This window comes from Pseudomonas fildesensis, assembly GCF_001050345.1.
Classification (GTDB): domain Bacteria; phylum Pseudomonadota; class Gammaproteobacteria; order Pseudomonadales; family Pseudomonadaceae; genus Aquipseudomonas; species Aquipseudomonas fildesensis.
Genome location: NZ_LFMW01000017.1, coordinates 184,053 through 197,359 on the forward strand (window position 1 = coordinate 184,053; position 13,307 = coordinate 197,359).

Consider the following 13,307-nt stretch of genomic DNA (forward strand, 5'->3'; position numbering starts at 1 on the left):
TGCATCCAGTGACGCTCTGCGTCACGTCTTTAAGAGCGGACGCAGAGCGTCCAGGGCGGCATTCCCACGCGGAGCATGGGAACGATCAACTCAGATCGGTGACATTTCCTGCGCCAACCCCAGAAACGCCGCCGGCAACCGAGCGCTTTTTCTTTCCTTGAGGCAGTACAAATACTCAGGAATCTGCGGCGCATTCTCGATGGTCAGTACCCGCAACTGAGGGTCATGGGGCACTTCCTGGCGGGCGATGATGCTGATACCGATGTTGCGCAGCACCGCTTCACGGATCGACTCACGACTGCCGATTTCCAGCAGCGGCCCGTAACTCACACCGGCACCCTGCAACATCTCTTCGGTCAACCGTCGCGTGGTGGAACCCGCTTCGCGCATCAACAAGGTGTGCCCGGCCAACGCCGTCAGAGGCACAGGGTCAAGCGTGGCCAAGGGGTGATTGCGATGCACCGCCAGCACCAGTGGATCAGTGCCCAGCACTCGACGAATCAGGCGAGGGTCTTCCAGCAACTGCGAGGACGCGGCCACGTCGACACGGTAATCGTCCAACGCTTCGAGCACCTGCTGGGAGTTGCCGATTTCCACCGACACCTCCACCTGGGGCAGGCGTTCGCGGAAGGCTTTGACCAGGTCGAGAATGTAGTACGGCGCCGTTGCGGCAATCCTCAATGCACCCTGGACCTGGCCACTGTTGCGCAGGAAAAACTCGATGTCCGCTTCCTGCTGCAACAGCGTCTTGACCATCGGCACCAGCCGCGCGCCTTCGTCACTGACGGTGAGTCGACGGCCGCCACGATAGAAAAGCTCAACGCCGTACTGGCTTTCCAGATTGCGAATCTGGGTGGTCACCGTGGGCTGGCTCAGGCCGAGTTTTTTCGCCGCCTGGGTAATGCTGCCCAGGCGGGCAACCATGAAAAACGCCTTCAGCTCGGCACTCAGCACACCACCCTCTCGTCATCTATTTGCGCAACAGGCGCAGGCCATTGAACACCACCAGCAGGGCCACGCCCATGTCGGCAAACACGGCCATCCACATGGTGGCCATGCCAAGGAACGTGATGGTCAGGAAGAGCGCCTTGATCACCAGCGCCAGGGCAATGTTCTGCTTGAGGATACTCGACGTTTGCCGCGACAGCCGTATGAATGCCGGAATCTTGCGCAAGTCATCGTCCATCAACGCCACGTCGGCGGTCTCGATAGCCGTGTCGGTGCCCGCTGCAGCCATGGCAAAACCGATCTCGGCGCGGGCCAGGGCCGGGGCGTCGTTGATGCCATCACCCACCATGCCCACGCGGTGGCCTTGGCCGTAAAGGGTTTCGATGGCTTGCAGTTTGTCGGTGGGCAACAGATCGCCCTGGGCCTGGTCGATACCGACCTGGGCGGCAATCGCCTGGGCAGTGTGGGTGTTGTCGCCGGTGAGCATCAGGGTCTTGATGCCCAGCTCGTGCAGTTGCTGGATGGCTTCGCGGCTGCTGTCCTTGACCGTGTCGGCCACGGCGAACAGCGCCAGCGGGCCGGATTTGTCGAGCAGCAGCACCACGGACTTGCCTTGTTTCTCCAGGGCGAAGAGTTTCTCTTCCAGTGCCGGCGAGCACAGGCCTAGGTCTTCCACCAGACGGTGATTGCCCAGGTGGTAGGTTTCGCCGTTGATGTCGCCGCGCACACCGCGACCGGCCAGGGCCTCGAAGTTATCCACAACGTGTATCGGCAGTTTTTTATCCACAGCCGCGTTGGCGATGGCCAGCGATACCGGATGGTCGGAACGCCCGGCCAAGCTGGCAGCCAGTGCAGGTGCGCTGTCTTCGACGTTGGGAAACAGCGCCAGGTAATCGGTTTGCACCGGTTTGCCGTGGGTGATGGTGCCGGTCTTGTCGAGCGCAAGGTAGTCAAGCTTGTAGCCGCCCTCCAGGTACACGCCGCCCTTGATCAGGATGCCTTTGCGCGCCGCCGCCGCCAGGCCGCTGACGATGGTCACCGGGGTGGAGATCACCAGGGCACAAGGGCACGCGACAACCAGCAGCACCAGCGCGCGGTAGATCCAGTCGAACCAGACGCCGGCCATGAACAGCGGCGGGATCAGCGCCACACCCAGGGCAAACAGGAACACTGCCGGGGTGTAGATGGTCGAGAAACGGTCGACAAAACGCTGGGTCGGTGCCCGTGCGCCTTGGGCTTGTTCCACGGCATGAATGATCCGTGCCAGGGTGGAATTGTTGGCGGCCGCCGTGACTTTGTATTCCAGGGAACCGGCCTGGTTGATGGTGCCGGCGAAGACTTTATCGCCCACGGTCTTTTCAATCGGCAGGCTTTCACCGGTGATCGGCGCCTGGTCGATGGTGGATTGGCCGGCGGTGACTTCTCCGTCCAGGCCAATGCGCTCGCCGGGACGTACCCGCACGATGGCGCCCAACTCGATACCTTTAACCTCCAGTTCGACCCAACTGCCGTCGGCCTGCTGCACCGTGGCCTGTTCCGGGGTCATCTGCATCAAGCCACTGATGGCATTGCGCGCACGGTCCAGGGACTTGGCTTCGATCAATTCGGCCACGGTGAACAGGAACATCACCATTGCCGCTTCCGGCCACTGGCCAATCAGGATCGCACCGGTGACTGCGATGCTCATCAGCGCGTTGATGTTCAGGTTGAGGTTTTTCAGGGCGATCCAGCCCTTTTTATAAGTGGTGAGGCCGCCGCTGAGGATCGACACCAGCGCGACCACAGCAATCACCCAGGTCGGCGCGGCATTGGTGAAATGCAGCACTTCAGCGCCCAACGCGCCCACGCCGGACAACGCCAGCGGCCACCAGTGTTTCTTGGCCGGTGGCTCGGCGGCCGGAACGCCCTCTTCAATCGGATCAGCCTGCATCCCCAAGGATTTGATGGCGTCGACGATCGGTGCAGTGCTCGGCAGGTCGTGGGTGACGCCGAGGATGCGGTTGATCAGGTTGAATTCCAGCTGCTGCACGCCGGCGAGCTTGCCCAGTTTGTTCTGGATCAGCGTCTGCTCGGTCGGGCAGTCCATCGCTTCGATGCGGAACGTGCTCAAGCGCGAGCCGGCGGTGGGCGCTTCGCTCAGTTGCACCAGCGCGGGGGCCGGCGTGCCGGAGCAGCAGGAGCCGCCGTGGCCGTGGTTATGCACAGGCGTCAGCTTCTTCTCGCCGTGGTCGTGGTCGTGGTCGTGTTCGTGTTCGTGTTCGTGTTCGTGTTCGTGTTCGTGTTCGTGTTCGTGTTCGTGTTCGTGTTTATGCGGGGTGTGCAGGGAGTCGCTCATCAGGTCGCGTCCGTAAGGTGCCTGTTGCCAAGTAAAGACCCTGTAGCCACTATAGGGTCAAGCACCCATTTGGAGATTGCTGCAATGAAGATCGGCGAACTGGCCAAACTGACCGAATGCCCGGTGGAAACCATCCGTTATTACGAGAAGGAAGGCCTGCTGCCGCCCCCGGCGCGCACGGACGCCAACTACCGCGTGTACACCCAGGCGCACACCGAGCGGCTGATCTTTATCCGCAATTGCCGCAGCCTCGACATGACCCTGGAAGAAATCCGCAGCCTGCTCAGCCTGCGCGACAGCCCCCAGGACCAGTGCGAAAACGTGAATGCGTTGATCGACGAGCATATCCACCATGTGAAAGCGCGGATCGATGGGCTATTGGCGTTGCAGGACCAATTGCTGGACCTGCGCCAACGCTGCGGCGGCGGGGATCATTGCGGGATTTTGCAGCGGCTGGAAGTCAGCGGCAGTGTTGCCGCCAGCGAGGCTGAGCCTTCGCACGTGGGCAGAAGCCATGGCCATTAATTTGAAGTGGTAACCGAATCAAACTGTGGGAGGGGCGGTGCGACGATTCGACTTGCTCCCGATGGCGGAGTTTCAGCCACCAAATACTTAGCTGATCCACCGCTATCGGGAGCAAGCCCCCTCCCACACAAGCCCGCACCTTTAGACTGAGGCAGCCTTTAGATGGCCACGTCGGCCTTGATGCTTGGGTCGGCGTCGTAGCCCACGATTTCGAAGTCTTCGAACGTGTAATCGTAGATCGACGCCGGCTTACGCTTGATCACCAGTTCCGGCAGTTTCTTCGGCGTGCGCGCCAACTGGGTCTGGATCTGTTCCATATGGTTGCTGTAGGCGTGGGTGTCGCCGGTGGTGACGATGATCTCGTGAGGGATCAGGTCGCATTGCTGGGCCAGCATGTGGGTCAGCAACGCCAGCGCGGCGGTGTTGTACGGCAGGCCGAGGAACACGTCGGAGCTGCGGATATACAACTGCATCGACAGATGGCCGTCATGCACAAACGCCTGGTACAGCAGGTGGCACGGCGGTAGGGCTTGTTTGCCGTTGCGCGCGTTTTCCTGCGGGCTCTTGGTCTCGTCCGGCAGGTATTCGACGTTCCAGCCGTGGAACAGGATGCGGCGGCTGTTGGGGTTGGTCTTCAACGTCTCGACCATGTAGTCGATCTGGTTGATCTTGCCGCCGTCCTTGGTCGGCCAGGCCGTCCACTGCTCGCCGTACACCGGGCCCAGGTCACCGTCTTCGGTGGCCCACTCGTCCCAGATTTTCACGCCGTTCTCGTTCAGCCACTTGATGTTGGTGTTGCCGCTCAACATCCAGATCAGTTCGTTGGCGATGCTTTTGAAGTGAAGCTTCTTGGTGGTCAGCAGCGGAAAGCCGTCGGCCAAGTTATGCCGATACTGACGGGCGAACACAGCCTTGGTGCCAGTGCCGGTGCGATCGCCCTTGGTCAATCCATTGGTCACGACGTCGTTCAGTAGTTCGAGATATTGCTTCATGTGTTTACCCGTATCGTTGAAACCGAGGCCGCCCCCTCTCGGAAGGACCTCGGCATTCGAATTTAAAGCGCCGCGTTCTTGATCGGTTGCGGGCGGTTGTAAGCCCACCACAGCAAGCCCAGGCCTGCCAGGATCATCGGAATACTGAGGATCTGGCCCATGGTCAACCAACCAAACGCCAGGTAGCCCAACTGTGCATCCGGTACCCGCACGAATTCGACGATGAAACGGAAGATCCCGTAGAACAGCGCAAACATGCCGGAAACGGCCATGGTCGGGCGCGGCTTACGCGAGAAAATGTACAGAATAAGGAACAGTGCCACACCTTCCAGGGCGAACTGGTACAGCTGCGACGGATGGCGCGGCAGTTGCGCCGGGTCGCTGAACGCCGGGAACACCATCGCCCACGGCACGTCGGTCGGCTTGCCCCACAGCTCGGCGTTGATGAAGTTACCGATACGTCCGGCGCCCAGGCCGATCGGCACCAGCGGGGCTACGAAGTCCATCAGTTGGAAGAACGACTTGCCGTTGCGGCGGGCGAACCACCACGCAGCAACCATCACGCCGATAAAGCCACCGTGGAACGCCATGCCGCCCTTCCACACTTCAAAAATCAGCGTCGGGTTGGCGATGTAGGCAGACAGGTCGTAAAACAGCACATACCCCAGGCGTCCGCCGACGATCACTCCCATCGACAACCAGAACACCATGTCAGAGAGTTTCTCCTTGGTCCAGGTCGGGTCAAAACGGTTCAGGCGCCGGGAGGCCAGCAGCCAGGCACCGCCGATGCCGATCAGGTACATCAACCCGTACCAGTGGATTTTCAGCGGACCGATGGCCAGGGCCACCGGGTCGATCTGCGGGTAAGGCAGCATTGCGACTCCTCGTTAAATCATTCGTTATGGCGACCGGGACCTTGCCCGTGCGCGATTAAGCCTGCGTTACAACAACTCTGTTTAAACCAAGAAGCTCAAACCCACACAGAAAAGCAAACCGGCGAACAACCGCTTGAGCAAACGCGGCGACAAGCGATGCGCCAGGCGTGCGCCAAAGCGGGCAAACACCATGCTGGTCAGGGCAATACCCAGCAGCGCCGGCAAATAGATGAACCCGAGACTATGAGCGGGCAACAGGGGGTCGTGCCAGCCCAGAATCATGAAACTTAATGCACTGGCCAAGGCAATCGGCAAGCCGCACGCCGATGACGTAGCCACCGCCTGCTGCATCGGCACGCTGCGCCAGGTCAAGAACGGCACGGTCAGTGAGCCGCCGCCGATCCCGAAAATCGCCGAGGCCCAGCCGATCACGGTGCCTGCCAGGGTCAGGCCGACCTTTCCCGGAACCGTTCGGCTGGCCTTGGGCTTGACCTCCAGAGCCAGTTGCACGGCGATGATCAGGGCGAACACACCAATGATCTTCTGCAGGTTGGGGCCGGAAATCGCCTCGGCGGTCAGCGCGCCAAAGCCTGCGCCGATCAGGATGCCCACGGTCATCCACAGAAAAATCGGCCAACGCACCGCGCCACGCCGGTGGTGTTCACGCACGGCATTGACCGACGTAAAGATGATCGTCGCCAGGGAGGTGCCCACGGCCAGGTGGGTCAGCACCTGCGGGTCGAAGCCCTGCAAGGTGAAGCTGAACACCAGCACTGGCACGATGATGATCCCGCCACCCACGCCAAACAGCCCGGCGAGCAGGCCCGCACAGGCGCCCAGCAACAAATACAGCAGAAATTCCATGGGAGCCCCCAAACCAAGACCGGCATGTTAACGGATGGAAGGCATGCGACCCAACTGGATACGATGGAACGCTGCTGCTTGTGTGGGTAGAGTGGCAAAAAACACAAAAGGGAATCGCCTGATGTGCCTGATTGTTTTCGCCTGGCGGCCGGGCCATGCCCAACCGCTGATCGTCGCGGCCAACCGTGATGAATTCTACGCCCGCCCCAGCCTGCCGCTGGCCCAATGGCTGGACGCACCCACGGTCTACGCCGGTCGCGATCAGGAAGCGGGAGGCACTTGGCTGGGGGTGAATGACGATGGGCGATTTGCCGCCCTGACCAATATCCGCGACCCACACCAGCCGCCATCACGCAAATCGCGCGGGGAGTTGGTGGCGCGTTTTCTCAGTGGTTCGCTGCCCGTTGAGGAGTATTTGGCCGACGTTAACGGCCGTTCGATTGAATATGCCGGGTTTAACCTGCTCGTAGGCACACGGGATGAGCTGTGGCACTACAACGCCAATGACACCGAACCAACGCTTTTGGCCGCCGGGGTGTATGGGCTGTCCAATGCCGGGCTGGATACACCGTGGCCGAAGTTGCTCAAGGCCAAAGCCGCATTGAACGGGTTGCTGGAAGATCCGCAGCCGGAGGCCTTGCTGGGAATTTTGAGTGACCCGCAGACGGCGTCGTTCGCGGATTTGCCGGATACCGGTGTGGGGTTGGCGACCGAGAGTCTGTTGTCGAGCGTGTTTATCGCCAGCCCGAGTTACGGGACGCGGGCGAGTACGGCGCTGATTGTGAATGCCGACGGGACGCGGCAGATGGTGGAGCGCAGTTTCGGGCCACATGGGGGGCGGTTGGGCGAAGTAGAACTCAATTTCTAACGCATCACACACCAATGTGGGAGCGGGCTTGCTCCCGATGGCAGGGTGTCAGTCAACAGATGTGTCACTGATACACCGCCATCGGGAGCAAGCCCCCTCCCACAGGGTCTAGTGGTTCTTGGTGGACGCCGGATTGATCATCCGCGCCAACCCCAGGTTCTTCAGCGCCAGTTGCAGCGAGCTGTGGATAACTTGCGGGTTGTCGATGGTCATCAACTCGGCCAGCAGCTCCTTGGCCCGGCTCAGGTTGATCTGGCGCAGCATCCACTTGACCTTCGGCAAGTTGGTGGCGTTCATCGACAAGCTGTCAAAGCCCATCGCCATCAACAGCACTGCCGCCGCCGGGTCGCCGGCCATTTCGCCACAGATACTCACCGGCTTGCCTTCGGCATGGGCGTCGCGCACCACGTTTTGCAAGGCTTGCAGCACCGCCGGGTGCAGGTAGTCGTAGAGATCGGCGACCCGTGGGTTGTTACGGTCAACGGCCAGCAGGTACTGGGTGAGGTCGTTGGAACCCACCGACAGGAAGTCCACCTGCCGCGCCAGCTCTTTAGCCTGGTACACCGCCGCCGGAATTTCGATCATCACGCCAATCGGCGGCATCGGCACGTCGGTGCCTTCGTCGCGTACTTCGCCCCAGGCCCGGTGGATCAGGTGCAGCGCTTCTTCCAACTCGTGGGTGCCGGAGATCATGGGCAGCAGGATGCGCAGATTGTTCAGGCCTTCGCTGGCCTTGAGCATGGCGCGGGTCTGCACGAGGAAGATTTCAGGATGGTCGAGGGTGACGCGAATGCCGCGCCAGCCGAGGAAGGGGTTGTCTTCCTTGATCGGGAAATACGACAGTGACTTGTCGCCGCCAATGTCCAGGCTGCGCATGGTCACTGGCAACGGGTGGAAGGCGGAAAGTTGCTCGCGATAAATCGCCAACTGCTCCTTTTCGCTGGGGAACCGTTCATTGATCATGAACGGCACTTCGGTGCGGTACAAACCTACCCCTTCGGCACCGCGCTGTTGCGCTCGGGCTACGTCCGCCAGCAAGCCGGTGTTAACCAGCAGCGGCATGCGGTGGCCGTCGAGGGTTATGCACGGCAACTCCCGCAGTGCATCGAGCCCCTGGGACAGCTGGCGCTCTTCTTCCACCACTTCGGCGTATTGCTTGCGCAGCACTTCGCTGGGGTTGGTGTAGACCTCGCCGTGGTAGCCGTCGACGATCATCTGAATGCCGTCGACCTTGGAATATGGCAGATCCACCAGGCCCATCACCGTGGGAATGCCCATGGCCCGTGCCAGGATCGCGACGTGGGAGTTGCCCGAACCCAATACCGAGATCAGGCCCACCAGTTTGCCTTCCGGCACTTCGCCGAGCATGGTGGCGGTCAGTTCTTCACTGATAAGAATGGTGTTATCGGGGTAGACCAGCGTCGTGGAGCGCTCTTCCTGCAGGTAAGCCAACAGACGGCGACCGAGGTCCTTCACGTCCGAGGCGCGCTCGCGCAGGTAGGCGTCGTCCATCAATTCGAAACGGTTGACGTGATCGGTAACCACCTGGCGCAGTGCGCCCTGGGCCCACTGGCCGGTCTTGATCACGGTCTTGACTTCGTTACCCAGCGACGCATCATCGAGCATCATCTGGTAAACGTCGAACAGCGCACGCTCTTCAGGGCGCAACTGGGTGGCCAGCTTGGTCGACAGGTCGCGCATGTCGGCGCGCACGCCTTCGAGGGCGGTCTTGAACAGTTTGATTTCGGCTTCGATGTCGCTGACGGTCTTGTCCGGCACCACATCGAGGTCGGCCGGTGGCAGCATGACCACCGCCGTACCCACCGCAGCGCCCGGCGAACCCGGCACACCGACGAACTTGGCTTCCTGGATACCCTTGCCCTGGCGCCCCAGGCCGCGAATAGAGCCGGTGGCTTCGGCGTGGGCGATAACCCCGGCCAATTGCGCGCTCATGGTCACGAGGAAGGCTTCTTCACCTTCGTCGAACTGGCGGCGTTCTTTCTGCTGGATAACCAACACGCCGACAACGCGGCGGTGGTGAATGATCGGTGCGCCGAGGAACGAGGCGTAGCGCTCTTCACCGGTTTCGGCAAAGTAACGGTAACGCGGGTGATCGGCCGCGTGCTCGAGGTTCAGGGGTTCTTCGCGCGTCCCCACCAGGCCCACAAGACCTTCATTGGGCGCCATGCTGACCTTGCCGATGGAGCGCTTGTTCAAGCCCTCGGTGGCCATCAGGACAAAACGGTTGCTCTCGGGGTCCAGCAGGTAAACCGAGCAGACTTGACTGCCCATGGCTTCCTTGACGCGCAACACAATAATCCCCAACGCCGCCTTGAGATCCTTGGCGGAGTTAACTTCCTGGACGATCTTGCGCAGCGTATTGAGCATGGCTCGGGGTCGAACTCCGTCGTCAGTCGCGCGCTAAAAGGCGCGGGGCAAGCTCTTTGAGAGCGCGACGATAAACCTCGCGCTTGAATGTCACCACCTGGCCCAACGGATACCAATAACTGACCCAGCGCCAGCCATCGAACTCCGGTTTACCGGTCAAATCCATCCGCACCCGCTGCTCGTTGGAGATCAGGCGCAGGAGAAACCATTTCTGCTTCTGGCCGATACACAGCGGTTGGCTGTGGGTACGCACCAGGCGTTGCGGCAAACGATAACGCAACCAGCCACGGGTACAGGCCAGAATTTGCACATCTTCGCGTTCAAGGCCAACTTCTTCGTTCAACTCACGGTACAAGGCGTCTTCAGGGGTTTCGTCGGGGTTGATTCCGCCTTGAGGAAACTGCCAGGCATCTTGGTTGATTCGGCGAGCCCATAGCACCTGTCCGGCATCATTCGTAAGAATAATCCCGACATTAGGACGGAAACCATCGGGGTCGATCACGGCAACAACCTCGCAAACGCATGTCGCCGCATTGTTCCACAAAGGTTGATCCAGCGGCAACGAGGCTTCTTACCTTATGTGCACTCTTGTGAAAAGACCGTATTCTGGACGCCTTTTTACAGACTTTTCAGCGAGTAACTGCAATGCGCCTGGCTTTATTCGACTTGGACAACACGCTTCTCGGCGGTGACAGCGATCACGCGTGGGGCGATTACCTCTGTGAACGCGGGATTCTCGACCCGGTGGCCTACAAGGCTCGCAACGACGAGTTCTACCAGGACTACCTGGCCGGCAAGCTGGACAACGCCGCCTACCTGAACTTCAGCCTGGAAATCCTCGGCCGCACCGAGATGACCCAACTTGAAGAATGGCACAACGACTTCATGCGCGATTGCATCAAGCCGCTGATGCTGCCACAGGCCGTGGAACTGCTGGCCAAGCATCGCGCCGCCGGCGATATACTCGTGATCATCACCGCCACCAACCGTTTCGTCACCGCGCCAATTGCCGCACGCCTGGGCGTGGAAACACTGATCGCTACCGAATGCGAGATGGAAGATGGCCGCTACACCGGGCGCAGCACCGACGTGCCGTGCTTTCGCGAAGGCAAGGTGACCCGCTTGAACCGTTGGTTGGAAGAAACCGGACACAGCCTGCAAGACAGCTATTTCTATAGCGATTCGATGAATGATTTGCCGCTGCTGGAGCAGGTGACCCACCCCGTAGCGGTGGACCCGGACCCGAATTTGCGCGCTGAGGCCGAAAAACGCGGCTGGCCGGTGATTACGCTGCGCAGCTGATCACCTGTGGCGAGGGGGCTTGCCCCCGCTGGGCTGCGTAGCAGCCCTAATCAAGACAACCGAGTTCTTTCAGAAGGGATGAGGCGGCTGGTTTTGGGGCTGCTTCGCAACCCAACGGGGGACAAGCCCCCTCGCCATAAAGTCTCACGGCTAAACCGGCTTGGCGCCCATGAGCCCCGCAATCGCCACAAACCCCACCAGGCTGACCACCGCCAGCACCAGCGTGAAATTCAGGCTGCCACCCTCGCCTTTACGCAGCCGATTAAGCCGCGCCACCAGCCAGAACCAGGCCAGCGCCGCCACGGTGTAGAGGATGCTGGAGCCCAGAATCCAGGTCTGTCCCAGCGGCCAACCGATCAGGTGCACCAACCACCAGCCGGTAAACGGCATGCTCAGTACGCAAATGCCCATCAACAACCACACGAACGCCCACGGGCGCTGCACGGTAACCGCCGGGCCGGCACTGCGTTTGCGCCAGGCCAGCACTGCCAGGCCGAGGCCGCTGAGCAGCAACAACACGGTGGCTGCGATGTGGATAACTTTGAGGGTGGTCAGGGTTTCCATGTGTCTTATTCCTTAAAGGCCGCCCCAATCAGCGTAGTCGCTCAACCGAGGAACAGTTTATAGGCCGGGTTATCGCTTTCATCCCAGTACGGGTAACCGATGGCTTCCAGGGCTGCCGGTACCAGGTGACGCTCGTTCGCCGGCACTTGTAGGCCGGCGACTACACGGCCGTCGGCTGCGCCGTGGTTGCGATAGTGGAACATCGAGATGTTCCAGCGCCCGCCCAATTTGTTAAGAAAGTTGAACAACGCCCCCGGGCGCTCGGGAAACTCGAAGCGAAATACCACTTCGTCGCTGACTTTCGCCGCATGCCCACCCACCATGTGTCGAATGTGCAACTTGGCCAGTTCGTTTTCGGTCAGGTCCAGCACCGGGAAACCCTGGCTGGTCAGGCTGGCGATCAGCGCGCTGCGCGGGTCGTTCTCCGGGTGGGTCTGCACGCCAACAAAGATGTGCGCCTCGCTGCCGGAGTGGTAGCGGTAGTTGAATTCGGTGATCTGGCGCTTGCCCACTGCCTCGCAGAACGCCTTGAAGCTGCCCGGCTTCTCGGGGATGGTCACGGCGATGATGGCTTCGCGGCCTTCACCCAGCTCGGCGCGTTCAGCCACATGGCGCAGGCGGTCGAAGTTGACGTTGGCACCGGAATCGATGGCCACCAGGGTTTGCCCGGTGACGCCACGGGTCTCCACGTATTTCTTGATGCCCGCGACGCCCAGCGCCCCCGCCGGTTCGGTGATCGAACGGGTGTCGTCGTAGATGTCCTTGATCGCCGCGCAGATTTCATCAGTGCTGACGGTGATCACTTCATCCACATAGTCCTTGCAGATGTCGAAGGTGTGCTGGCCGATCTGCGCCACTGCCACACCATCGGCAAAGATGCCCACAGTCGGCAACACCACGCGCTCGCCCGCGGCCATGGCCGCTTGCAGGCAGTTGGAGTCGTCCGGCTCGACGCCGATGATCTTGATCTCGGGGCGCAGGTATTTCACGTACGCCGCGATGCCGGCGATCAACCCGCCGCCGCCCACCGGCACGAAAATCGCGTCCAGCGGCCCAGGGTGCTGGCGCAGGATCTCCATTGCCACGGTGCCCTGCCCGGCAATGGTGTGCGGATCATCGTAAGGGTGAATGTAGACGTAACCTTTTTCGTCGACCAGTTTCAGCGAGTAGGCCAGGGCTTCCGGGAAGGAATCACCGTGCAATACCACTTTGCCGCCACGGGAACGCACGCCTTCGACCTTGATCTCCGGGGTGGTCTTGGGCATCACGATGGTGGCCTTGACCCCCAGCACCTTGGCCGCCAGGGCCAGACCCTGGGCGTGGTTGCCCGCCGAGGCGGTGACCACGCCGCGCGCGCGCTCTTCGGCCGTCAGTTGGGTCAGCTTGTTGTACGCGCCGCGAATCTTGAACGAGAACACCGGCTGCAAGTCTTCGCGCTTGAGCCAAACCTTGTTACCCAGCCGCTCGGAGAGCTGGCGGGCAGTCTGCAATGGGGTTTCTACGGCAACGTCATAAACGCGCGAGGTGAGGATCTTTTTGACGTACTGTTCAAGCATCGGCGGAAGTCACTGGGCGGGTTGGGCAGGGCCAAGGAGTCTAACCCAGCGTTTGGCCGGGCGACCACACGAATCCAGAGGTTTTGTTGG

Annotated in this window: 12 protein-coding genes; 3 read left to right on the plus strand and 9 right to left on the minus strand. The window is 61.0% G+C overall.

Translation table 11 applies throughout. The features are described from left to right. Window positions 1-90: 90 nt before the first annotated feature. Window positions 91-954 carry a LysR family transcriptional regulator gene (locus ACR52_RS22845; RefSeq protein WP_048729750.1) on the minus strand — a complete coding sequence of 288 codons (864 nt, stop codon included), beginning with the start codon at window positions 952-954 and terminating at the stop codon, window positions 91-93. Between the two features lie 16 nt (window positions 955-970). Then, entirely contained in the window at window positions 971-3,283 is a 2,313-nt protein-coding gene (locus ACR52_RS22850; protein ID WP_173439320.1) for a heavy metal translocating P-type ATPase, read from the minus strand. 84 nt (window positions 3,284-3,367) lie between these two features. Between ACR52_RS22850 and cadR the strand changes: the two genes are divergently transcribed. Continuing rightward, the gene (gene cadR, locus ACR52_RS22855) at window positions 3,368-3,808 is read left to right on the plus strand and encodes a Cd(II)/Pb(II)-responsive transcriptional regulator (protein ID WP_048729752.1); all 441 of its coding nucleotides are present in this window, start codon (window positions 3,368-3,370) and stop codon (window positions 3,806-3,808) included. 158 nt (window positions 3,809-3,966) lie between these two features. Here the strand turns inward: cadR and ACR52_RS22860 are convergent, their stop codons facing one another. From ACR52_RS22860 to ACR52_RS22870, 3 genes are all read right to left on the minus strand, one after another. Further along, window positions 3,967-4,800 carry a thymidylate synthase gene (locus tag ACR52_RS22860; RefSeq protein ID WP_048729754.1) on the minus strand — a complete coding sequence of 278 codons (834 nt, stop codon included), beginning with the start codon at window positions 4,798-4,800 and terminating at the stop codon, window positions 3,967-3,969. Window positions 4,801-4,862: 62 nt separating this feature from the next. Then, window positions 4,863-5,675 carry a prolipoprotein diacylglyceryl transferase gene (lgt, locus tag ACR52_RS22865; protein ID WP_048729755.1) on the minus strand — a complete coding sequence of 271 codons (813 nt, stop codon included), beginning with the start codon at window positions 5,673-5,675 and terminating at the stop codon, window positions 4,863-4,865. 81 nt (window positions 5,676-5,756) lie between these two features. After that, window positions 5,757-6,539 carry a sulfite exporter TauE/SafE family protein gene (locus ACR52_RS22870; protein ID WP_048729757.1) on the minus strand — a complete coding sequence of 261 codons (783 nt, stop codon included), beginning with the start codon at window positions 6,537-6,539 and terminating at the stop codon, window positions 5,757-5,759. A 121-nt stretch (window positions 6,540-6,660) separates the two neighbouring features. On the opposite strand from ACR52_RS22870, the gene ACR52_RS22875 reads away from it, so the two are divergent. Next, window positions 6,661-7,407, plus strand: coding sequence for an NRDE family protein (locus tag ACR52_RS22875; protein ID WP_048729759.1), 747 nt, complete (start codon window positions 6,661-6,663; stop codon window positions 7,405-7,407). Between the two features lie 108 nt (window positions 7,408-7,515). Here ACR52_RS22875 and ptsP read toward each other — a convergent pair whose 3' ends face one another. Both ptsP and ACR52_RS22885 read right to left on the minus strand, forming a co-directional pair. After that, the gene (gene ptsP / locus ACR52_RS22880; RefSeq protein ID WP_048729761.1) at window positions 7,516-9,795 is read right to left on the minus strand and encodes a phosphoenolpyruvate--protein phosphotransferase; all 2,280 of its coding nucleotides are present in this window, start codon (window positions 9,793-9,795) and stop codon (window positions 7,516-7,518) included. A gap of 22 nt (window positions 9,796-9,817) precedes the next feature. After that, window positions 9,818-10,297: an RNA pyrophosphohydrolase gene (locus ACR52_RS22885; protein WP_003176750.1), complete on the minus strand. Its 480-nt coding sequence runs from the start codon at window positions 10,295-10,297 to the stop codon at window positions 9,818-9,820. A 143-nt stretch (window positions 10,298-10,440) separates the two neighbouring features. Here ACR52_RS22885 and ACR52_RS22890 point away from each other — a divergent pair, with 143 nt between their 5' ends. Beyond that, window positions 10,441-11,097, plus strand: a complete 657-nt coding sequence (locus ACR52_RS22890; protein ID WP_048729763.1) for a histidinol-phosphatase — start codon at window positions 10,441-10,443, stop codon at window positions 11,095-11,097. Between the two features lie 150 nt (window positions 11,098-11,247). Here the strand turns inward: ACR52_RS22890 and ACR52_RS22895 are convergent, their stop codons facing one another. Both ACR52_RS22895 and ilvA read right to left on the minus strand, forming a co-directional pair. Then, complete coding sequence (locus tag ACR52_RS22895) at window positions 11,248-11,661, minus strand: DUF2269 family protein (protein ID WP_048729764.1); 414 nt, start codon at window positions 11,659-11,661, stop codon at window positions 11,248-11,250. 41 nt (window positions 11,662-11,702) lie between these two features. Next, window positions 11,703-13,217, minus strand: coding sequence for a threonine ammonia-lyase, biosynthetic (ilvA, locus tag ACR52_RS22900; RefSeq protein ID WP_048729767.1), 1,515 nt, complete (start codon window positions 13,215-13,217; stop codon window positions 11,703-11,705). Window positions 13,218-13,307: the final 90 nt, after the last annotated feature.

Coding starts and splice junctions, on each gene's coding strand:
- ACR52_RS22850 (WP_173439320.1), bottom strand. CDS start 3,283: ATGAGCGACTCCCTGCACACCCCGCATAAACACGAACACGAACACGAA.
- cadR (WP_048729752.1), top strand. CDS start 3,368: ATGAAGATCGGCGAACTGGCCAAACTGACCGAATGCCCGGTGGAAACC.
- ACR52_RS22860 (WP_048729754.1), bottom strand. CDS start 4,800: ATGAAGCAATATCTCGAACTACTGAACGACGTCGTGACCAATGGATTG.
- lgt (WP_048729755.1), bottom strand. CDS start 5,675: ATGCTGCCTTACCCGCAGATCGACCCGGTGGCCCTGGCCATCGGTCCG.
- ACR52_RS22870 (WP_048729757.1), bottom strand. CDS start 6,539: ATGGAATTTCTGCTGTATTTGTTGCTGGGCGCCTGTGCGGGCCTGCTC.
- ACR52_RS22875 (WP_048729759.1), top strand. CDS start 6,661: ATGTGCCTGATTGTTTTCGCCTGGCGGCCGGGCCATGCCCAACCGCTG.
- ptsP (WP_048729761.1), bottom strand. CDS start 9,795: ATGCTCAATACGCTGCGCAAGATCGTCCAGGAAGTTAACTCCGCCAAG.
- ACR52_RS22890 (WP_048729763.1), top strand. CDS start 10,441: ATGCGCCTGGCTTTATTCGACTTGGACAACACGCTTCTCGGCGGTGAC.
- ACR52_RS22895 (WP_048729764.1), bottom strand. CDS start 11,661: ATGGAAACCCTGACCACCCTCAAAGTTATCCACATCGCAGCCACCGTG.
- ilvA (WP_048729767.1), bottom strand. CDS start 13,217: ATGCTTGAACAGTACGTCAAAAAGATCCTCACCTCGCGCGTTTATGAC.